The sequence below is a fragment of the Streptomyces sp. NPDC026673 genome (genome assembly GCF_040638135.1).
In the GTDB taxonomy this organism is placed as follows: domain Bacteria; phylum Actinomycetota; class Actinomycetes; order Streptomycetales; family Streptomycetaceae; genus Actinacidiphila.
Genome location: NZ_JBEZXR010000110.1, coordinates 1 through 20,484, shown reverse-complemented (window position 1 = coordinate 20,484; position 20,484 = coordinate 1). Strand labels below are relative to the sequence as shown.

The following is a 20,484-nucleotide window of genomic DNA, read 5'->3' as shown; positions in this document are numbered from 1 at the left end:
GCGCCCGCCTCGACGCCGAGGTACGCGTCGGCGGCGAATCCGGCACCGGCGAGACCGTGCTGCTCCGCCTGCACGGCGAACTCGCCGACCACGCCCACAGCGTCGTGCTGCCGCTGCTGCTGCCCGACGCACCGGTCGTCGTCTGGTGGCCGGTCGACGCCCCCGCCAACCCCGCCGCCGACCCGCTCGGGGCGCTGGCGCAGCGCCGGATCACCGACACCTACGCCGTCGAGCGGCCGCTCGAGGAGCTCGAGGCCCGCGCCGCCGGCTACACCCCCGGCGACACCGACCTCGCCTGGACCCGGCTCACCCCCTGGCGGTCCATGCTCGCGGCGGCGCTCGACCAGGCCCGGGCCACGGTCACGTCCGCCGCCGTGGAGAGCGAGGCCGACAACCCCAGCGCCGAACTCCTCGCCCGCTGGCTGGGCAACCGCCTCCGGGTGCCCGTCGACCGCGTCGTCACCGACGGCCCCGTCGTCACCGCGGTACGGCTGAGCACCGCGGACGGCGACATCCACATCGACCGCCCCGAGGGCCCGCTCGCCACCCTCACCATTCCCGGGCAGCCCAGCCGGCACCTGGCGCTGAAGGTGCGGTCCACCGCCGAGCTCATCGCCGAGGAACTCCGCAGGCTCGACCCGGACGAGATGTACGCCGCGGCGCTCCGCCACGCCGGCGAGCCGGAGCCGCCCCGCCGCGCGAAGACCAGCGCGCGCAGCACCAAGAAGCGGCCCACCCCGGCCAGCCCGGAGGCCGCCAAGTAGACCGACTGACGTAGCAGCACGCCGGGGGCGGCGCAGACCGCCTGCAGGAGCAGCATCGCGGCCGTGGTGAACAGGTAGCAGACCACGACCGTCAGCGCCGACTGCAGGTGTGCCCGCCACCCGGCGCGGCCCCCGCCGAAGGTGAACCGGGCGTGCAACTCGGTGGCCAGCACGGTCGAGGCCGCCGTCACCACCGCGTTCGCCACGGCGAAGGGCACCGGCCCCGACAGCACGACGAGGGCCCCCGACGACGCCAGCCCCACGCCCCCGCCGAAGACGGCGAAGCGCACGAAGGCGGCGGACGCGGAATGCGGAGTGCGGGCACCTGCGGCGGCGCGGGCGCCGTCGTCGTCGGCGGCGGAGGGCGAGGGCCGGTTCGCGGTGACGGTGTCCATGCCCGAACACTGCCCGCCGGCGCTGACAGGGCGCTGACCGCGCGCTGACACCGCCCCGGCAGGGCCTCCGGGCACGGCTCCGGCGAGAGGAGCGCCGTCCACGCCGCCGGTCCGACAGGCGGCGCCGTGGACCGGCGGCTCCCCACCCCGCACCGCCGGCCGTCGGGGGCCGCGGCCCCGGTCAGAAGAGTGCGACCGGGCCTTCCATCGCCTTGCGGTGCTGCATGGCCGTCAGCTTGCGGACGAACAGGACGGCGAGGACCGCGGCGAGGATGTCCAGGCCGTCGACGGCGATCGTCATGCCCGCGGCGTCGCGGAGGTCGTCGGCGTACTGGGAGTTCTCCTTGGTGACGAACACCGAGAGCTGGTCCAGCAACTGGCCGGCCACCCATGCCGCCCACCAGAAGGCGACCGGTCCCGAGTCGGCGGGCCGCAGACGGCCGTCCTGCGTCGTCTGGGAGCTCGCGACCCAGGTCTCCCGGGCGATCCGGGAGGGGATCCAGTACCAGGCGATCGGGATGAACCAGCCGCCGATCGCCCACCCGCGGCTCTTCTCGAACCCGTTGGGGGAGAACACCTCGCCGTTGCAGCGCACGCGGTGGAACCAGACGAGGAAGACGACGATCGTCCCGATCATCGTCAGCAACTGCAGCGCCACGGTGACACCGACGAACACGTCCGACCGGGTCAGCGCGGACTGGTCGACGGTGGCCAGTTCGTCCGCCACCGCCGTGCCCATGAGCGCGTAACGACCGGCCTGCGCGGCGATGTCGACCACGTCCGCGACGATCACCAGCGACAGGAGCACCGTCAGGGCGGTCGCCAGCCCCAGCGGCGAACGGAGCACGGCGGTGGTCGCCGGGGGCCCGGCAGGCGCGGGGTACGGGTACGGGGCGCCGGACGGCGGCCCGACAGGGCTGTGCGACATGGGGTCCCCCCGGGGACACAGAAGTACGAGGTCCCGCCGAGCGGCGGGCAGAAGGACATTACGGCAGAAGATCTTGGCGCGTCCACATCATTGACTCGGCCCTGCCGGCTCCGCGGCCCGGTGCTGTCCGCACTAGTAATGCGAGGGTCGAGAAACTGCCGCCCCGGGAGGTCCCGTTAGCCGCCGTCCCCTGTCCGCTCCCTGTCCGCGCGGGGTTTGCCCGCGGGGTGCCTGCCCGAAAGCATGAATGCGCACTGGATTTCCGCGTGTCCGGATGCCGGAGGCGGCACTGTGCGGTGGCGGGTCCGGTGGTGCCGTACCCGCCGGCGCGCGGATGTGCCGCCGCGGGAGGCGTGGCAGGGGGCGGGGGACGGGATGGGAGTGGATCGGTGGACGGGGCGGCGGCCGGTGTCGCTGCGGGACCGGGTGCGCTACCGGTTCGACCGGACGCTGGCGCGCAGTATCGGCACGTTGATGGGCTGGCTGGTGGTCACCTGCCTGGCGGTGGTCGTGCCGGTCAGCGCGCTGATGGTGTGGACGGATCCGGGTTCGCCGCGGTCGTTGCCGGGCCGGCTGGCGGCGGTGTGGCGGACGAGCGCGGAGACGTTGCGTCTGGGATCGGTGTCCGGCACCCCTGTGCGCATGCTGCTGTCGGCCGTGCTCGGGCTGGTCGCCCTGTTGTGCGTGTCGACCCTCGTCGGGGTGATCACCACGGGTCTGGCGGAGCGGCTGGCGGAGTTGAGCCGTGGGCGTTCGACGGTGCTGGAGTCGGGCCACGCGGTGGTGCTCGGATGGTCGGACCGGGTGCCCACGGTGGTGGGTGAGTTGGTCGCCGCGCGGGGCCCGGACGGGCAGCGTGCGGTGGTGGTGCTCGCCGACCGGGACAAGTCGGGGATGGAACAGGCGCTGGCCGCCCGGGTCGGCCCGGCCGGCCGGGCCCGGCTGATCTGCCGCAGCGGTCCGGCGAGCGATCCGGCCGTGCTGCGCCTGGTCAGCCCGGAGCGGGCGAGCACCGTGCTGGTGCTGCCGTCCGGGGGGCCGGGTGGGGACGCGGAGGTGCTGCGCGTCCTGCTGGCGCTGCGGGCGGTGCTGGGGGAGCGGGGTGGCGGGCCGCCGGTGCTGGCCGCGGTGCAGGACGACCGTTACCGGGCGTCGGCCCGGATGGCCGTGGGTTCGCGGGGCACGGTGCTGGACACCGACACGGTCACGGCCCGGCTGGTCGCGCAGTGCGCCGGGCGTCCCGGGCTCTCCCTGGTCCTGCGCGATCTGCTGGACTTCGCCGGTGACGAGTTCCACCTCGCGGACGCGACGGCGTTCCACGGGGGTTCCTTCGGGGAGGCGTTGCTGGGGTACGCGGAGTCGTGCCCGGTGGGGATCCTCACGTCCGAGGGACGTACGCTGCTCAATCCGCCGGGCGGCACCGTGATCGCGCCGGGCAGCCGCCTCATCGTCCTGGCGCGGGACGAGCACTCGGTGCGGCCGCGGGAGTGCGGGCACCTCGTCGACGCGGCGGCGGTCGCCGTGGCCGAGCCGCCGCCGGAGGGCGCCGCGCGGCTGCTGCTGCTCGGCTGGAACCGGCGGGCGCCCCTGGTCGTGGGGCAGTTGGGGCGCACCGCGCGGCCGGGTTCGGTGCTGGACGTGATCACGGACAGGGTGCCGGGGCCGGTACGGGGTCCGGAGGCGGAGGCGGAGGCGGAGGCGGAGGCAAAGGCGGAGGGCGATGGGGATGGGGATGGGGAGACGGCCGCCGGGAGGCGGCTGTCGGTGCGGTTCCGGTCGGCCGCGTTGTCGCGGCCGGAGACCCTGTTCGGGCTCGATCTCGCCCCGTACGACGGGGTGGTGGTCCTCGGTCCCGATCCGGGCGACGGGCCGGATCATCCCGACGACCGGACCCTGGCGACCCTGCTGGCGCTGCGTCTGCTGGAGGAGCGCACCGGGCGGGAGACGCGTGTGGTCACCGAGCTCACCGATGACCGCAACCGTCCGCTGGCGCCGGTGAATCCGGGATCCGATGTGATCGTCAGCGGGGAGCTGACCGGACTGCTGATGGCGCAGATCGCGCAGAACCGGCATCTGGCGGCGGTGTTCGACGAGTTGTTCTCGGCCGAGGGCGGCACGATCTGCCTGCGGCGGGCGGGGCACTATGTCCGCCCCGGTGTGGAGGCCACTTTTGCCACCGTTGTGGCCGCGGCGCGGGACCGTGGGGAGTGTGCCGTGGGTTACCGCCGGCACGACCGGTGGGCGCTGTCTCCCGACCACGGGGTGCGGCTCAACCCGCACAAGGGGGAGCGGCGGGTGTGGAGCGCGGAGGACCAGGTGATCGTGGTGGCGACGGAGCCGGCCGGACCGGCCGAGCCGTCCGATCCCGCCGAGTGCGCCGGTTCCGTCCGTCGGGACGGCGGGGGACGCCGGGCGGGGCGGGCGGAGTCCCCGGTGTGCGGGGGGCCGCCGGAGGGGTCTGGCGCGGCCGTGAGTGCGGGGCCCTCAGGGGGGAGGTGAGGGCCCCGCCGCGCGTACCGGCAGCGACGATGACACCGGCACGCCCGCCTACTGAAACCCATCGCGGCCGCGGTGCCGGCGCGGCGCGACGACGAGGTGCCGGATGCCACTCCAACGGCGGTGCGTCCGCCGCCGGCGGGCGGTGGAGATGCCGGAGGGGATCCGCGAGAAAAACGTAGTGACACCGTGTGACTAGAAATCCTGTGTATAAACGACGTGTATAGTCACCACATGTTCCCCAGTCGCATCCTTCCCGGGCGCGTGGAATCCCGGTCGTGCCGGCGCGCCCACCCGGACCAGGTCCCCGGCATCCTTCCCCAGACGCCCCGCGCCCTCACCGGCCCCGCGCAGCCGTGCCCCTCCGGCGGCGCCTCGTACCGGGGAGGAGCGGCATGACCGGCATCGACGCCGGGCCGGCGCCCGCGGTCCCGCGGCCCCGTTCGGCCCTCGGCGATCTGCGGCTCGGCATGCGGCTGGCGCTCTCCGGGGGCCGCGAGGGCTGGATCCGCACGGTGCTGACAGCCGTGGGGGTCGGACTCGGCGCCGCCCTGCTGTTCCTGGCGGCCTCGGTGCCGCACATCCTCGACGCCCGCAGCGGGCGCGGCCTGGCCCGCGAGACGCCGAACGCCACCTCCCAGGAGTCGGTGAGGCGCACGGACGCGACCTTCCTCTGGTACGACGCGGACACCGAGTACCGCGGCGATCGCGTCAGCGGTCAGTTGCTGCGCCCGGACGGCCCCGACGCCCCCGCGCCGCCCGGCGTGGACGGGATTCCCGGGCCGGGGGAGATGGTCGTCTCGCCCGCCCTGCGCGAGCTGCTCGGCTCGCCGGCCGGCGCCCTGCTCAAGCAGCGGTTCGATTACCGCGTCACCGGAACCATCGCCGGCGGCGGCCTGCTCGAACCCGGTGAACTGCGGTACTACGCCGGGAGCTCGACCCTCTCCACGGGGGACGGTGCGGTCAGATCCGCCGGTTACGGCCACCACCCCCGCAACGAGCGCTTCGACCCGCAGCTCATGGTCCTCGTCGTGCTCATATGCGTCGTCCTGCTGGTCCCGGTGGGCGTCTTCATCGCCACCGCGGTCCGCTTCGGCGGCGACCGCAGGGACCGCAGGCTGGCCGCGCTGCGGCTGATCGGCGCGGACATCGCCATGACCCGCCGCATCGCCGCCGGCGAGGCGCTGTTCGGCGCCCTGCTGGGACTGCTGGCGGGAACCGCGCTCTTCCTCGGGGCACGCCAACTGGCCGGTTCGGTGCGGCTGTGGGGCGTCAGCGCGTTCCCCGCCGACGTCACCCCCGCGCCGCTGCTCGCGGGGCTGATCGCGGTGGTCATCCTGGTGGGGGCGGTCCTGGTCACCCAGTCGGCGCTGCGGTCGGTGGCCATCGAGCCCCTGGGCGTCGTGCGGCACTCCGGTCTGCGGCCGCGCCGGCTGTGGTGGCGGCTGCTCGCCCCTGTGGCCGGGATCGCCGTCCTGGCCCTGACGGGGCGGGCCGACGGGGACCTGGGTTCCGCCGGTGCGTATCCCATCGGCCTGGGCGCCGTCCTGGTCCTGGTCGGGCTCACCGGACTGCTGCCGTGGCTGGTGGAGGCTGCCGTGCGGCGGCTGCGGGGCGGGCCCGTCGCGTGGCAACTCGCCGTGCGCCGACTGCAGTTGAGCAGCGGGACGGCGACCCGCGCGGTGAGCGGTATCACCGTGGCGGTCGCCGGCGCCATCGCCCTGCAGATGATGTTCGGCGGCATGCAGGAGGACTTCGTCAGACCGAGCGGGCCGAAGGCCGCCGGTGGCCACACCGCCCGTGCGGAGTTCCGGGCGGACTTCAGCGTCGCGGCCGGGTCCGGCAGCACGGGCGATCCGGCCCTGGCGGAGCGGATGATCGAGGAGTTCCGCCGGGTCCGGGGCGTGTCGGGGGTCCTGGGCACCGTCGAGACCTATGTCAGCCGACCGGACGCGGCCAGGGGGGAGGCCGTCACCACGCTCACCGTCGGCAGCTGTGCGACCCTGCGCTCGCTCGCCTCGCTGCCCTCGTGCCGGGACGGCGACACCTTCGTGGCGCACCAGGCCGGAACGTCGCGCCGGGCGAGGGAGGCGAACCTGCGCACCGACGACGCCGCCCGGCCGGGCACGGCGATCGACCTCGACGGCGAGGGCGATGCCGCCCGGTGGACGCTGCCCGCGTCGGCCCGCGCCGTCGTGGCCGTCCGCGACCCGGCGGGCGAGGTCCACGACGGCATCCTGGCCACCCCGGCGGCCCTCGGCGGGCACCGCCTGCCCGGGGCGACGACCGCCGCGTCCGTCGCGGTCGACCACCGTGTTCCCGACGCCGCGGAGCACCTGCGCAACGCCGCGGCACGCGTCGACCCGACGCTCCGGGTGTTCGGACTGGTCAACGTCCAGCGCGACAAGGAGTACTCCAGCATCCAGACCGGCCTGCGGATCGGCGGCACCCTCACGGTGCTCCTGATCGCCGCCGGCATGCTGGTGGCGCAGATCGAGCAGCTCAGGGAACGCAGGCGGCTGCTGTCGGTGCTGGTGGCCTTCGGCACGCGCCGCAGGACGCTCGCGTGGTCGGTCCTGTGGCAGACCGCCGTCCCGGTCCTCGCCGGCACCGCCGTCGCCGTCGCCGGCGGACTCGTCCTCGGCACGATTATGCTCGGCATCGTCGTCAAACCGGTCAAGGACTGGTGGGTCTTCCTCCCCTACGCCGGTATCGGCGCCGCGGCGATCCTGTTGGTGACGGCGCTGAGCATGCCGCCGCTGTGGCGGATGATGCGGGCGGGCGGCCTGCGCACCGAGTGATCGGGGCGGCCGGGCGCGGCCTCACGGTCCGTGACCGCGGCGCCGGGGCGGGGGACCGCCCCGGCGCACGCCCCCGTGCGGCCGCATCGGGCCGCACCGGGCCGCGCCCGGTCTCCGCGGTTCCCGACTCCGCCCGGAAAAAGGGCAGTTGACGTGCGGGAACGCCATCGTGAGGGCGCGCCCGGGAGGAACCTCGCAACGCCCCTTGACGTCTCCTGATCGCCGATGCCACCATCGCGTCCATCAAATGTTTGCGTAAACGTCCCTTGGCGCCGCTCATCGATGTTTACGCAACCATCCCGGTCCGGCCCGATGCGGCGGGACCCCGCACGACGACGTGAAGGATGGGATCATGGCTGCCATACCGCCGCCACCAGGTACCGGCCGGGCCGCACCGCCCCGAGGGCGCGGGGGCCGCCGATGGCTGGGGTGGGGCTTCGTGGCACCGTTCATGATCGTCTTCGCGCTGGTCTTCCTGGCGCCGATCGGCTACTCGATCTACCTGAGCCTGTTCCGCGACCGTCTCATCGGCGGAACCTCCTTCGTCGGCCTGGACAACTATGCGCAGGCCTTCCAGGACGGCCAGTTCTGGTCCGGGCTGGGCCGCGTCGCGCTGTTCCTCGCCGTGCAGGTGCCGGTCATGCTCGGCATCGCGCTGCTGGTCGCGCTCGCGCTGGACAGCGGAAGGCTCCACGGCAAGAGCTTCTTCCGCATCACGATCTTCCTGCCCTACGCGGTCCCGGCCGTCGTGGCCACCCTGATGTGGGGCTTCATGTACGGCGACCGCTTCGGTCTGGTCGCCAACATCAACGACGCCCTGGGCGTCTCCCTGCCGAACCCCCTCTCGCCCGGCCTGGTGCTGGCGAGCATCGGCAACATCGTGACCTGGGAGTTCGTCGGCTACAACATGCTGATCTTCTACTCGGCGCTGCACGTCGTCCCGCGCTCCCTCTACGAGGCGGCGGAGATCGACGGCGCGAGCCGGCTGAGGATCGTCACCTCCATCAAGATCCCCGCGATCCGGGGCGCGCTGGTCATCGCGACGATCTTCTCGATCATCGGCAGCTTCCAGCTGTTCAACGAGCCCAGCATCCTCAAGCCGCTGGCGCCCAACGCCGTCACGACGTACTTCACGCCGAACCTCTACACCTACTCGCTGTCCTTCTCCGGCCAGCAGCACAACTACGCCGCGACCGTCGCGATCGTCATGGGAGTCGTCACAATGATCATCGCCTACGTCGTGCAGGTGCGCGGCATGCGCAAGGAGGCGTGACGATGGCCCGGTCCGGCTCCCTCACCCCGACACGCGAACGTCCCGCCGCCGCACCGTCCGCGCCCCCCGCCCGCCGGCGCCCCTCCTCCGACCGGCCCCGGCGCAGCGTCCTGACGACCGTCCTGACCTCGCTCGTCGCCATCTACGCGCTGATCCCGCTGGTCTGGCTGCTGATCAGCGCGACCAAGACCCAGAAGAGCCTGCTCGACTCCTTCGGGCTCTGGTTCAGCGGCGACTTCGCGCTGTGGGACAACATCCGGCAGACCCTCACCTACGACGACCACATCTTCGTCCGCTGGCTGCTCAACACCCTGCTGTACGTCGCGCTGGGCGCGGGCGGGGCGACCTTCCTCGCCGTGCTGGGCGGCTACGGGCTGGCGAAATTCACCTTCCCCGGCAAGCGCGCGGTCTTCGCGGTGGTGATCGGCGCGGTCGCGGTGCCGGGTGCCGCGCTGGCGGTGCCCACGTTCCTGATGTTCAGCAAGATGGGCCTGACGAACACCCCGTGGGCGGTGGTCATCCCCTCGCTCATCTCGCCCTTCGGCCTCTACCTGATGTGGGTCTTCGCCTCCGAGGCGATCCCCGACGAACTGCTCGAGGCGGCCCGGGTGGACGGCTCGGGGGAGATCCGCACCTTCTTCCGGATCAGCCTGCCGCTGCTGGGGCCCGGCATCGTCACCGTGCTGCTGTTCACCGTGGTCGCGACCTGGAACAACTACTTCCTGCCGCTGATCATGATCAAGGATCCGGACTGGTACCCCCTCACGCTCGGGCTCAACGCCTGGAACGCCCAGGCCGCCACCGCCGGCGGGCAGCCGGTGTTCAACCTGGTGGTCACCGGGTCGCTGCTGACCATCGTCCCGCTGATCGCGGCCTTCCTCTTCCTCCAGCGCTTCTGGCAGTCGGGACTCGCCGCCGGCAGCGTCAAGGAATGATCACCGGCGCCGCGGCGGCGCCGTACCCACCCCCTGCAGCCTCTCCCCGGCACACCCCTGCGGTGACGGCCGGCGGGGTGCCGCAGATCATCACCACAACGAAGTGAGATGCGATGACGAACAAGCCACTGCGCCGTTCGGCGCAGGCGCTCGCGGTGCTCTGCGCGGCGGCACTGTCCCTGACCGCCTGCGGTTCCTCCGACGACTCCGGCTCCGGCGCCAAGGCCGCCGACGCCGGCAGCGTCGAGGCCGCGCTGAACAAGGGCGGCACGCTCAAGGTGTGGGCCTGGGAGCCCACGCTCAAGCAGGTGGTCACCGACTTCCAGGCCAAGTACCCCAAGGTCAAGGTGAAGCTGGTCAACGCGGGCACCGGCAACGACCAGTACACCGCGCTGCAGAACGCCGTCCAGGCCGGCTCCGGCGCCCCCGACGTGGCGCAGATCGAGTACTACGCCCTGAGCCAGTTCGCGCTCGGCAAGTCCGTCACCGACCTCAGCCCCTACGGCGCCAAGGACCTGGCCAAGTCCTACTCGCCCGGCCCGTGGAACTCCGTCGCCGTCAACGGCGGCGTGTACGCCCTGCCCATGGACTCCGGGCCGATGGCGATGTTCTACAACAAGAAGGTCCTCGACAAGCACAAGATCAAGGTCCCCACCACCTGGGACGAGTACCTGACCGCGGCCCGCGACCTGCACAAGGCCGACCCCAAGGCGTACATCGCCAACGACACCGGGGACGCCGGCTTCGTCACCAGCCTGATCTGGCAGGCCGGCGGCCACCCCTACACGGTGGACGGCACCAAGGTGAAGGTCGACTTCACCGACGCGGGCTCCAAGAAGTTCACCGAGGTCTGGCAGAAGCTGATCTCCGAGAAGCTGCTCGCGCCGGTCACCTCCTGGAGCGACCAGTGGTACAAGGGCCTGGCCGACGGCACCATCGCCACCCTGTCGACGGGTGCCTGGATGCCCGCCAACTTCGTCTCCGGTGTGTCCTCGGCGTCCGGTGACTGGCGTGCCGCCCCGCTGCCGCAGTGGCAGGCCGGCCAGACCGCCAGCGCCGAGAACGGCGGCAGCTCGCTGGCGGTGATGGAGGCCGCCAAGGACAAGCCCCTGGCCTACGCCTTCGTCAAGTACGCGAACAAGGACGCCGGCGTGCAGGCCCGCATCAAGGGCGGCGCCTTCCCGGCCACGACCGCGGACCTGAACTCCCCGGCGTTCCTGGACGCGAAGTTCCCCTACTTCGGCGGCCAGCAGGCCAACAAGATCTTCGCCGAGTCGGCCGCGAACGTCGCCAAGGGCTGGTCGTACCTGCCGTACCAGGTGTACGCCAACTCGATCTTCAACGACACCGTCGGCAAGGCGTACGTGTCCTCCACGCCCCTGTCCGGCGCGCTGGGCAGCTGGCAGGACGCCTCGATCAAGTACGGCAAGGACCAGGGCTTCACCGTCGGCGGCTGACGCCCCTCGTGACCCTCGGGCCGGCACCGGCGGATCTCCCCGGAGACCGCCGGAGCCGGCCCCCCCGGGGGGCCCGCGGATTGCCGGTCCGCGGAGTGACGCCCCCCTAGACTTCTGACGACCAACGGCTGTGAAACGTATGAGGTGTACGACGCACGTGGACGGGACCGGACAGAGCTCGGCGGAGGGCGCGCAGCGGCGGCGGCGCGGTGCGTCCATGGCCGACGTCGCCAAGCTGGCGGGCGTCTCGGCGCAGACCGTCTCCCGGGTCTCCAACGGCTTCCCCGGGGTGCTGGAGGAGACGCGGCAGCAGGTGCTCGCCGCGATGAAGGAGCTCGGCTACCGGCCCAACAGCGCGGCACGCGCGTTGAAGCGGGGCGAGTTCCGCACCATCGGCGTCATCCTGTTCAACCTCTCCAGCACCGGCAACATGCGGACCCTGGAGGCCGTCGCCTCCTCGGCCGCCCGTGAGGGCTACGCGACCACGCTGCTCCCGGTCACCGTGCCGACGCAGGACGGGGTCAGGGGCGCCTTCAGCCGGCTCGGCGAACTCGCCGTGGACGGCGTCGTCATGATCATGGAGGTGCACCTCCTCGACGCGATGACGGTGGCCCTGCCGCCGACCGCCCCCGTGGTCGTGGTGGACTCCGACGCCGGCGGCCAGTACTGCGTGGTCGACACCGATCAGGCCAGTGGCGCCCGGACGGCCGTCGAGCACCTGCTGGACCTCGGCCACGCGACGGTGCGGCACATCGCCGGCCCGAAGGAGTCGTTCGCGGCCGAACGCCGGGTGAACGCCTGGCGGGAGGCACTGGAGGCGGCGGGCCGCGAGGTGCCCGAGCTGCTGCGCGGCGACTGGTCCGCGGAGTCCGGCTACGAGGCCGGGCTGCGGATCGCCGCGGACCCCGGCTGCACGGCGGTCTTCGTCGCCAACGACCAGATGGCGCTCGGGCTGTTGCGCGCCCTGCGCGAGCAGGGCCGGCGGGTGCCCGAGGACGTCAGCGTCGTGGGCTTCGACGACATCCCCGAGGCCGCCTCGTTCATGCCGCCGCTGACGACGATCCACCAGGACTTCGCCGAGGTCGGCCGGCGCTGCGTCGACGGCGTGCTCCGGCAGATCCGCAACGACGAAGCGGAGCGCGGTACCACCCTGGTGCCCACCAGCCTGGTCGTCCGCCGCAGTACCGCCCCGCCGCCCGTCGGCCGCTGACCGGCCCCGGCGGGCCACCGGTCTCCACACCACCGGCCCCCGCACCCACCGTCGCCGCACACCACGATGGCAACGCAAACATCCCGTCATGGGGCCCTCTCGCCCACAACGCCGGCGAGCACCCCGCGACGCACCACACGCACCTGAACCCCACTCCACTGGAGGAGCACGGCCCATGCCCGTACTGCGGATCGAAGGGAACGAATTCCGCCTCGGCGGCGAGCCGTTCCGCATCATCTCCGGTGGCCTGCACTACTTCCGCGTCCACCCCGACCAGTGGCAGGACCGGCTGCGCAAGGCACGGCTGCTCGGACTGAACACCGTCGACACCTACGTGCCGTGGAACCTCCACCAGCCGCGGCCGGACACCTTCCGCACCGACGGCGGCCTGGACCTGCCGGCCTTCCTGGCACTCGCCCAGGCCGAGGGCCTGCACGTACTGCTGCGCCCCGGGCCGTACATCTGCGCCGAGTGGGAGGGCGGCGGACTGCCGTCCTGGCTGCTCGCCACCCCCGGCATCCGCCTGCGCACCACGGACCCGCGCTACCAGGCGGCCGTGGACGGCTACCTCGACCGGCTGCTGCCGCTGGTGACACCCCACCTCGCCACCAACGGAGGCCCCGTCCTGGCGGTGCAGGTCGAGAACGAGTACGGCGCCTACGGCCAGGACCCGGCCCACCTGACCCATCTGGAGGCCAGGCTGCGCCAAGGAGGCGTGGACGTCCCGCTGTTCACCTGCGACCAGCCCGCCGATCTCGCCCGCGGCAGCCTTCCGGGCGTCCTCAGCACGGTCAACTTCGGCAGCCGCCCGGCCCAGGGCCTGGCGGCGCTGCGCGAGCACCAGCCGGACGGCCCGCTGATGTGCACCGAGTTCTGGAACGGCTGGTTCGACCGCTGGGGCGGCGTGCACGTGGTCCGGGACGCCGCGGGGGCCGCGGCGGACCTCGACGAACTGCTGGCGGCCGGCGCCAGCGTGAACCTCTACATGTTCCACGGCGGGACCAACTTCGGCTTCACCAACGGCGCCAACGACAAGCACACGTACCGGCCGACGATCACCTCCTACGACTACGACGCGCCCCTGGACGAGGCCGGCGACATCACCCCCAAGTACCTCGCCTTCCGCGACGTGCTCGCCCGGCACACCTCCGTCCCCGACACCCCCCTGCCCGAGCCGTCCAAGAAGCTCAACCTCCTCGGCGTCGAACTCACCGCCAACGCGCCGCTGCTCGGCTCGGCCGGACGGCTGGGCGAAGCCGTGACCGGCCCCCGCCCGCTGACCATGGAGGAACTGGGTCAGGACTTCGGCTTCGTGCTGTACGAGACCGCGCTCCCCGAACCGGGCCCCACCCTCCTGCACTTCACCTCGGTCGGGGACCGTGCCCAGGTCTTCCTCGACGGCGTCCCGGCCGGCGTGCTGGAACGCGAGCTGCACGAGAGCGCCCTGGCCGTCACCGTCCCGGCAGGCGGCGCCACCCTGGCCGTACTGGTCGAGAACCAGGGCCGCGTCAACTACGGCCAGGGCATCCACGACCGCAAGGGCCTGACCGGCACGGTCACCGCGAACGGCACCGAACTGACGGGATGGCGCAGCAGGCCGCTGCCCCTGGACGACCTGTCGGGCCTGGCGTTCACCACCGGTGGACCGCAGCCCGTGGGCCCCGCCTTCCACCGCGGGGTGTTCGAGGTGGAGCGGCCCGCGGACGCCTTCCTCGACCTGACCGGCTGGACCAAGGGCAACGCCTGGATCAACGGCTTCGCCCTGGGCCGGTACTGGTCCCGCGGCCCGCAGCGCCGCCTGTACGTCCCCGGCCCGGCGCTGCGCCCCGGCGCCAACGAACTGGTGGTCCTCGAACTCCACGCCACCGCACGGGCCGTCGTCGACCTGCGCGACACCGCCGACCTCGGACCGACCGAGGAGTGAGCGGGGTGCCGACCGCGCGATGACCGCGCGATGATCGCGGGGTGACCGGGGCCGACCGGGTGCGCCACCGCCCGGGCCCGAGCGCGGTGCCCGGGCGGTGGCGGCGGGGCGGCCGGTCCCGGGCCGTCCCGCCACCGCCTGTTCAGTCCCGGTCGCCGGTCCTCGCGCGGGCCTCGGGGTCGCGCAGGCCGACGCAGTCGTGTGCCCAGAACGGCTCGGAGTAGACGAACGTGCCGGTCATCCAGGGCTCGTACGACGACAGCGTCGCGACCTGGAACGCCGGATCCGGGATGCGCAGCGACGGCGATCGGAACCCGCACGCGCCGGCCCGCCGAAAACCGCGCCCGCCGTAGTAAGCGGGCGGGCCCTCCAGGAAGACCAGCGGTACGCCCCGCTCGTCGGCCGCCCGCAGGGCCGCCTCGACCAGCCGGGTTCCCACGCCCTGGCGCTGGTGGTCCGGATGCACGCCCAGGGGCGAGAGACCGGCGACGTCGACCAGCCGCGGCGGGGCGTCCAGCCGGCAGGCGCTGAGCATGACATGCCCGACGACCTCCTCGCGCCGCGTCGCGACGAGGGAGATCGGCTCGACCGCCGCGGGGGCCGCACGGAGCGCGTCGACCAGACCGGGGACGCGCCCCGGATCGCCGAAGGCGAGCGCGTGCAGGCGGCGCACCGCCGGGTGATCCCGCGTCCCCTCGGCTCTGATGTCGATGGCGAGGCCCATGCCCGGCAGGTTAGGCAACCACGCGCGCGGCGGCGAACGGTTTTGCCCGGCACCGGTCGCCCGCCCGTCCGCCCCGGACGCCCTCGCCGCCCTCCGCGCCGACCCCGGCTTCTGAGACGGGATCGGCGGGTCGCACCCGCAAGGCCGGATTCGGGCGTGGACCAGGTCCGGATCCCGAGCCGTTCAGCCATCCTCCGGATGAATCCTCATCCGGCGCCGGGCTTTCGCGCGGTACGGGGTGCGTCAGTCTTCGTCATCCGAAGAGGAGCCGCGTCGTACGGAGACCACCAGGATCACGGCCAGGGTCAGGATGACCAGCACGGCGACCAGACCCCAGATGCCCGATGCCCAGCCGCTGTCGTCGTTCTTGAGAGGCGACGCGCCGCCGGGCCCGGCAGCCAGGACCGCGAATCCCCTATCCCACGGTGTCATGGAGGGAGCGTATGGCCGCCGGCGGCCCGACGCACCGGGGAATCCGCGTCACTCGCCGTGGGCCCGGCGGTGGCGTCGACTGGTTCCGTGCGGGCCGCCCGAGCGCCGCCCGCACGGAACCCGGCTCATCCGGTCTCGCTCGAGTAGGGGTGCTTGGCGAGCTTGGGGAAGTACGCGGCCCGGAACTTCCTCCCGCACTCCAGGTCCTTGCGGGCGATCCCGATCTCCTGTGTGAGCTTGGCCCGGGCCTCGTCCTTGTCCATGTTCCGGACGCCGTCCTGCGGCGTCAGCGTGGCCGTCGCGAACTTCACCATGTCCCCGATGGCGGTCGGCTGCGTCGTGGTGACGGCGATGCCCTCGTCCCGCAGGCAGGACGCGAACTGCTGCGCCAGGGAGATCAGCTTGGGATCGCCGTTCAGCGCCTGCTTCGCGTCCCGGACCTGCTCCTCGTTCGCGGCACGCTCACGATCCAACTGGGCCTGGGACTTCTCCGGCCCGTAGGCCTTCGCCATCGCGTCCTTCATACAGCCCGGAAACATCGTCTTCTTCCCGTCGCGGACCCCCGCGCGGCCCATCGCCGTGTCGTAGGCCTTCCGCTGCGCCGGGGACAGCGCGTCGAGGTAGGGCCGGTCCGGATTGGCCATCACCTGGGCCTCGTGGGCCTTGCTGCCGGGGACGTCGGGGTCGTCCGGGTAGACGGCCGGAGCGAAGAGGCCGAAGCCGTACTTCTCCCGGTACTTCTTCGCCAGTTCGTAGTCCTGACCGTCGACGGGGCTGTTGGCGGCGGCCCCCCAGTCGGTCACGTGCGGGGTGTAGGTGAAGCCCTTCTTCCGCATGCAGACGGCCAGCGCGTTCTCCAGCACGTACTGCTGCCTGGTCTCCTCGTCGGCCCCTTCGGGAATCGCCAGCTCCCCCTTAGCGGCGGCGCGCGAGGGCGACGCGTCACCGCTCGGGGCGGCGGGCGCGGCGGAGCCGCCGTCACTCTTGTCCCCCTGGGAGCATCCGGCGAGTGCGAGCACACCGGCCATGGCCGCCGCCGGCCAGAGAGCGCGCGTGGTGTGTGTGAGAGCCATGTGTCGTTCCGTCACTTCGGTCGAAGGGTGTCGCGCGGGGTGGTGCGCCCTGTCGACCTCCTCAACCCGGTGGACGGCCCCTCAGGGCAGAGCCCCCGTCGCAGATGTGGCGTACATCACGAAACCGCGGGAGCGTGCCGGTGCGCCGGCGGCGCCTCGAGGGCAACCGAACGGCTCTCCACCTGGTTGAGACAGGGGTGAGGAGTTCGACCGGGACGGGAGTGCGATGGCAGGGGGAGGGGACCGGCACGGTGAGGGGCGGGTCCGAGCGTCGAGGGGTGCGTCACCGGGCACGGCCCGGGGCCGCACCGGGTCGCCGCCGACGCGGCGGCGGGTGGCCGCGGTCCCGCGGCACGTCGCGGGCCTGGGTGTCGAGGACGTCGCACACGTGCCGGCGTGCCGTCCGGGGGGCGTCGTGAGCCCGGCGGTGGAGGCTCCCGGCGTGCGGTGCACGGAATCGGCGGCGGTGCCGGGACCGGTGAAGGGGAGTGAGGGACATGCGCATCGCGGTTGACGAGCCGTCGCACGAGACGGAACGAGCGCTGCGCGGCCTCCTGGAGGACGTGGTGCCGCAGGCCGCCGCGCCACCGGACCGGATGGACCGGATCAGGCGGCTGGTCCGGCGGCGCAGGAGCCGACGGCTGGCGGCCGCCGGCACGGCCGCGGCGGTCGCCGCCCTCGTGGCGTGCGTGACCGTCGTGCCCGGACCGCGGCCGGGCGGCGGAACGGATCAGAGGTACGCGGTCCCGGCGGTGCCCCCCTCGCCGGGACCGACGCGGGACCTCGCGACGGTCCGCCTCCTGGAGCCGGCCGGGCTGAACCTGCGGGTGCCTTCGGGCTGGCGCAGCCTGTCCGTCGACGACCGCGGGACGGTCACGGACTTCGTCTCCTCGCAGCCGCTGACCGCGCCGGCACAGGGCTCCTGCCCCCACCCGCAGGACGGTGGGCTGTTCGACTGCGTCCCGCTCGGCGGCCTCGAGCGGGACGGGGTGCTCGTGGCGTTCCGGTTCGCCGGGACGGGCAAGGCCGGGCGGGCGACGCCGCTCGCCGTGGGGCGCCCGGCGCGCGCCGGCAAGAGCTGCCGGGTACTGCGGGGCGACACGGAGGTCGCGGCCTGGGGGTACGGCCGCTCCGCCGCCTACAACAAGCCCTTCGAGGTGCGGATCTCCGCATGTCTGAGGCAGCCGTCGGGGGAGACGCTCACCCTCCTCGACAACGCCCTGCGCGGGGCGTTCCCCGCCACCGGCGGCTGAGGAGTCCCCGTCCGCCGGCGGACGGCGTATTCCAGGGCGGCCCAGCACAACCAAACCCTTGCCCGGCATGTCGTACATGGCAAGGAAGCGAGAGTCGCGATGCAAGGGGGAACGATGCGTGCGAGACGATACGGGGTGGCGCTCGCCGCCCTGGTGACGGCGGGTGCCGCGGTGGCCGTGGCGGTGCCCGCGACGGCCACCGCGGCACCGAAGGCGGTCAGCGCCTGCCCGACGGGCTGGGGCAGCCTTTCGAAGTCGGCGGCGGACGCCGAACTGGGTTCGCTGACCGACATCAGGACGGGCCGCCACGAGTGCTACGACCGCATGGTGTTCGACGTGCCCACGACGGGACCGGACGCGATCGGTTACACCGTGCAGTACGTCGACGCCGTCTATCAGGACGGGTCGGGCCGGCTCATACCGGTCTCCGGCGGGGCGATCATCGAGATCCGGGTGGCCGCTCCCTCGTACGACCCGGAGACCGGCGGGGCGACCTACCCCGGCCGGGCGGGTCGGCCGCTGCCGGGCGTCGACCTGACGGGCTACCGGACCTTCCGGGACGCGAAGTTCGCCTCGAGCTTCGAGGGGGACACACAGGTGGGCCTGGGTGTCCGGGCCCGGCTGCCGTTCCGGGTGTTCGAGCTCTCCGACCGCCTGGTGGTCGACGTGGCCCACACCTGGTGAGGCGGTCTCCCGGGCCGGGTCCGGCGGGGTGATACCGCGGGGCCCGGCGCGGGCCGCATACGCGCCGCAGAAGCAACTCCTGTTAATTCCCGGGACGTTTGAACACTCCCGGTACCGCGTCCGTATGTAGCGGCGGCCTTGTCGTGTCAGGCCGCCACCATCAGGCGCGCAGGAGGGTTTCCTTGGTACGCAATTCGCGCAGACGAGCCACCGGCACACGTAGCGGCACTTTTGTAGCCGTCGCCCTGATGCTGGGAGGCGGGGTTCTGGTCACGGCGAATGTGTTCGCCTCCGCGACCGAGGGAGACGCGACCGGCCAGTCCGCCCAGCCGTCGGCCTCCGCGGGTCAGCAGGTCGTCACGGTCGACTGTCCGGACGTCGGCACGGAGCTCACCTCCGTGCCGGAAGAGGCGAAGGAGGACGTCGACAAGGAACTCGCCCTCCTGGACAAGCAGATAGCCGAGGCATACCAGCGGCTGAAGGAGTCGGCGGCGGCCCAGCAGCAGGATGCCGGCTTCGTCGACAACGCGATCCTGGGCCCGCTGAAGGACAAGCGCGCGGCGACGATCGCCCGCATCCTCGACGCCATCGACCGCGCGGGCGACCGCCCGCAGGGCGTCGAGGGCCTCGCGCAGTGCCAGGTCCGCACGACCGGCGGCCAGCAGGGCGGTGCGCAGCCGACCGCGAGCGGCGGCGGCGAGAACGGGCAGAGCGCCCCGCCCGCACAGGGCGGTGGCGGACAGGGCGGTAACGGTCCCGTCGCGGCCGACTTCGCCGACATCAAGAGCGTGAATCCGAACGCGCCGCGTGCGCCGCAGCCGGCGGACGCCTCGTCGGGCACCTTCACCTCGCGTTGCGGTGTGAACGCCAACGGCCTGTTCAACTCCGACAACATCATCGTCGCGCCCGGAGTGACCAACGGGGCCCACCACTTCCACGATTACATCGGCAACCAGTCCAACAACGGACTGGCCACCATCGACGACTTGGCGAAGGCCGACACCAGCTGCGAGGACAAGGGCGACAAGTCGTCGTACTACTGGCCCGTGCTGCGTCTGCAGAACGGCACCAAGGAGCGCGACGCGGACGCCCCCGGTGGCGGTACCGAGGGCAACGCCGGCCAGATCGTGACCCCCAAGGAGGTCACCCTCACGTTCGTCGGCAACCCCGTCAGCAAGGTCACGCCCATGCCGCGCCTGCTGCGCATCATCACCGGTGACGCGAAGGCGTTCGTCAACGGCCCCGCCAACGCCAACGCCTCCTGGAGCTGCACGGGTCTGGAGGACCGTCAGTTGAAGGACAAGTACCCGCTCTGCCCCAACGGCAGCGACGTGGTCCGCACCTTCCGCTTCCAGAGCTGCTGGGACGGCCAGAACGTCGACAGCGCCAACCACCGCACCCACGTGGCGTTCGCCGACGCCGGGGGCAACTGCCCTCAGGGGTTCCGGGCGATTCCGCAACTGGTCCAGCGCATCGTCTACGACGTGAACGCGCCGAGCCTCGCGGACGGTGGACGCAGCGTCCCGTTCTTCGCGGTGGACTCCTTCCCGGAGAACCTGCACAAGCCGGTCACCGACCACGGCGACTTCATCAACATCTTCGACGAGAAGCTGATGGACGAGGTGGCCGACTGCATCAACGAGGGCCGTGAGTGCGGTGCCGGTGGCCAGGAGCCGGGTGACGGCGGGAACGGCGGCAATGGCGGCAATGGCGGCAACGGTGGTCAGGAGCCGGGTGACGGCGGCAATGGCGGCAACGGTGGCCAGGAGCCGGGTGACGGCGGCAATGGCGGCAACGGTGGCCAGGAGCCCGGTGACGGCGGCAATGGCGGCAATGGTGGTCAGGAGCCGGGTGACGGCGGCAATGGCGGTCAGGAGCCCGGTGACGGCGGCAACGGCGGGGACGACGACCCCGGCGCCGAGCCCCCGGCGGACGTACCGGACGACGGGCAGAACGGCGGCGACACCCCCGAAGCACCCGTCACGGTGACTCCCAAGGCCGACTCGACGCGTCCGGCGACCCAGGGCGCGACGGCCACCCCGACGGCCGCCCCGACGGCCGGAGGCCACGAGCACCACGGCGAGGACGAGTCGGCGGCACCCGAGCAGACTCCCGCCACCGGCGTGGTCGCCCCC

Annotated in this window: 16 protein-coding genes; 12 read left to right on the top strand and 4 right to left on the bottom strand. The window is 72.7% G+C overall.

Annotated features, from left to right (window positions below):
* Together AB0F62_RS39485 and AB0F62_RS39480 are read left to right on the top strand one after the other, a co-directional pair.
* Window positions 1-764 (top strand): glucose-6-phosphate dehydrogenase assembly protein OpcA (locus AB0F62_RS39485; RefSeq protein WP_361810808.1); only part of this gene is annotated, 764 nt, incomplete at its 5' end.
* A 162-nt stretch (window positions 765-926) separates the two neighbouring features.
* Complete coding sequence (locus tag AB0F62_RS39480) at window positions 927-1,196, top strand: hypothetical protein (protein WP_361810806.1); 270 nt, start codon at window positions 927-929, stop codon at window positions 1,194-1,196.
* Window positions 1,197-1,340: 144 nt separating this feature from the next.
* On the opposite strand, the gene AB0F62_RS39475 is transcribed toward AB0F62_RS39480, so the two are convergent.
* Window positions 1,341-2,087, bottom strand: coding sequence for a DUF4328 domain-containing protein (locus AB0F62_RS39475; protein ID WP_361810804.1), 747 nt, complete (start codon window positions 2,085-2,087; stop codon window positions 1,341-1,343).
* 375 nt (window positions 2,088-2,462) lie between these two features.
* Between AB0F62_RS39475 and AB0F62_RS39470 the strand changes: the two genes are divergently transcribed.
* The 7 genes from AB0F62_RS39470 to AB0F62_RS39440 all read left to right on the top strand — a co-directional run bounded on the left by AB0F62_RS39470 (window position 2,463) and on the right by AB0F62_RS39440 (window position 14,183).
* A complete protein-coding gene (locus AB0F62_RS39470) occupies window positions 2,463-4,586 on the top strand; it encodes an NAD-binding lipoprotein (protein WP_361810802.1) in 2,124 nt (707 codons plus the stop codon).
* 392 nt (window positions 4,587-4,978) lie between these two features.
* A complete protein-coding gene (locus AB0F62_RS39465; RefSeq protein ID WP_361810800.1) occupies window positions 4,979-7,384 on the top strand; it encodes an FtsX-like permease family protein in 2,406 nt (801 codons plus the stop codon).
* A gap of 352 nt (window positions 7,385-7,736) precedes the next feature.
* On the top strand, window positions 7,737-8,657 hold the full coding sequence (locus AB0F62_RS39460; RefSeq protein ID WP_361810798.1) for a sugar ABC transporter permease: 921 nt from the start codon (window positions 7,737-7,739) through the stop codon (window positions 8,655-8,657).
* Window positions 8,658-8,659: 2 nt separating this feature from the next.
* Window positions 8,660-9,592, top strand: a complete 933-nt coding sequence (locus AB0F62_RS39455; protein ID WP_361810812.1) for a carbohydrate ABC transporter permease — start codon at window positions 8,660-8,662, stop codon at window positions 9,590-9,592.
* 113 nt (window positions 9,593-9,705) lie between these two features.
* The gene (locus AB0F62_RS39450; RefSeq protein ID WP_361810796.1) at window positions 9,706-11,049 is read left to right on the top strand and encodes a sugar ABC transporter substrate-binding protein; all 1,344 of its coding nucleotides are present in this window, start codon (window positions 9,706-9,708) and stop codon (window positions 11,047-11,049) included.
* Window positions 11,050-11,266: 217 nt separating this feature from the next.
* Window positions 11,267-12,259 (top strand): LacI family DNA-binding transcriptional regulator, encoded by a 993-nt coding sequence (locus tag AB0F62_RS39445; RefSeq protein ID WP_361810810.1) that lies wholly within the window; start codon window positions 11,267-11,269, stop codon window positions 12,257-12,259.
* Between the two features lie 175 nt (window positions 12,260-12,434).
* Entirely contained in the window at window positions 12,435-14,183 is a 1,749-nt protein-coding gene (locus AB0F62_RS39440; protein ID WP_361810794.1) for a beta-galactosidase family protein, read from the top strand.
* Window positions 14,184-14,325: 142 nt separating this feature from the next.
* On the opposite strand, the gene AB0F62_RS39435 is transcribed toward AB0F62_RS39440, so the two are convergent.
* From AB0F62_RS39435 to AB0F62_RS39425, 3 genes are all read right to left on the bottom strand, one after another.
* Window positions 14,326-14,907 carry an N-acetyltransferase gene (locus tag AB0F62_RS39435; protein WP_361810792.1) on the bottom strand — a complete coding sequence of 194 codons (582 nt, stop codon included), beginning with the start codon at window positions 14,905-14,907 and terminating at the stop codon, window positions 14,326-14,328.
* A 243-nt stretch (window positions 14,908-15,150) separates the two neighbouring features.
* On the bottom strand, window positions 15,151-15,339 hold the full coding sequence (locus AB0F62_RS39430) for a hypothetical protein (RefSeq protein WP_361810790.1): 189 nt from the start codon (window positions 15,337-15,339) through the stop codon (window positions 15,151-15,153).
* 125 nt (window positions 15,340-15,464) lie between these two features.
* Complete coding sequence (locus tag AB0F62_RS39425) at window positions 15,465-16,412, bottom strand: hypothetical protein (protein WP_361810788.1); 948 nt, start codon at window positions 16,410-16,412, stop codon at window positions 15,465-15,467.
* Window positions 16,413-16,909: 497 nt separating this feature from the next.
* On the opposite strand from AB0F62_RS39425, the gene AB0F62_RS39420 reads away from it, so the two are divergent.
* From AB0F62_RS39420 to AB0F62_RS39410, 3 genes are all read left to right on the top strand, one after another.
* On the top strand, window positions 16,910-17,665 hold the full coding sequence (locus AB0F62_RS39420) for a hypothetical protein (RefSeq protein WP_361810786.1): 756 nt from the start codon (window positions 16,910-16,912) through the stop codon (window positions 17,663-17,665).
* A gap of 114 nt (window positions 17,666-17,779) precedes the next feature.
* Window positions 17,780-18,349, top strand: a complete 570-nt coding sequence (locus AB0F62_RS39415; protein ID WP_361810784.1) for a hypothetical protein — start codon at window positions 17,780-17,782, stop codon at window positions 18,347-18,349.
* Window positions 18,350-18,597: 248 nt separating this feature from the next.
* On the top strand, window positions 18,598-20,484 hold a 1,887-nt coding region (locus AB0F62_RS39410; RefSeq protein ID WP_361810782.1), incomplete at its 3' end, for a DUF1996 domain-containing protein.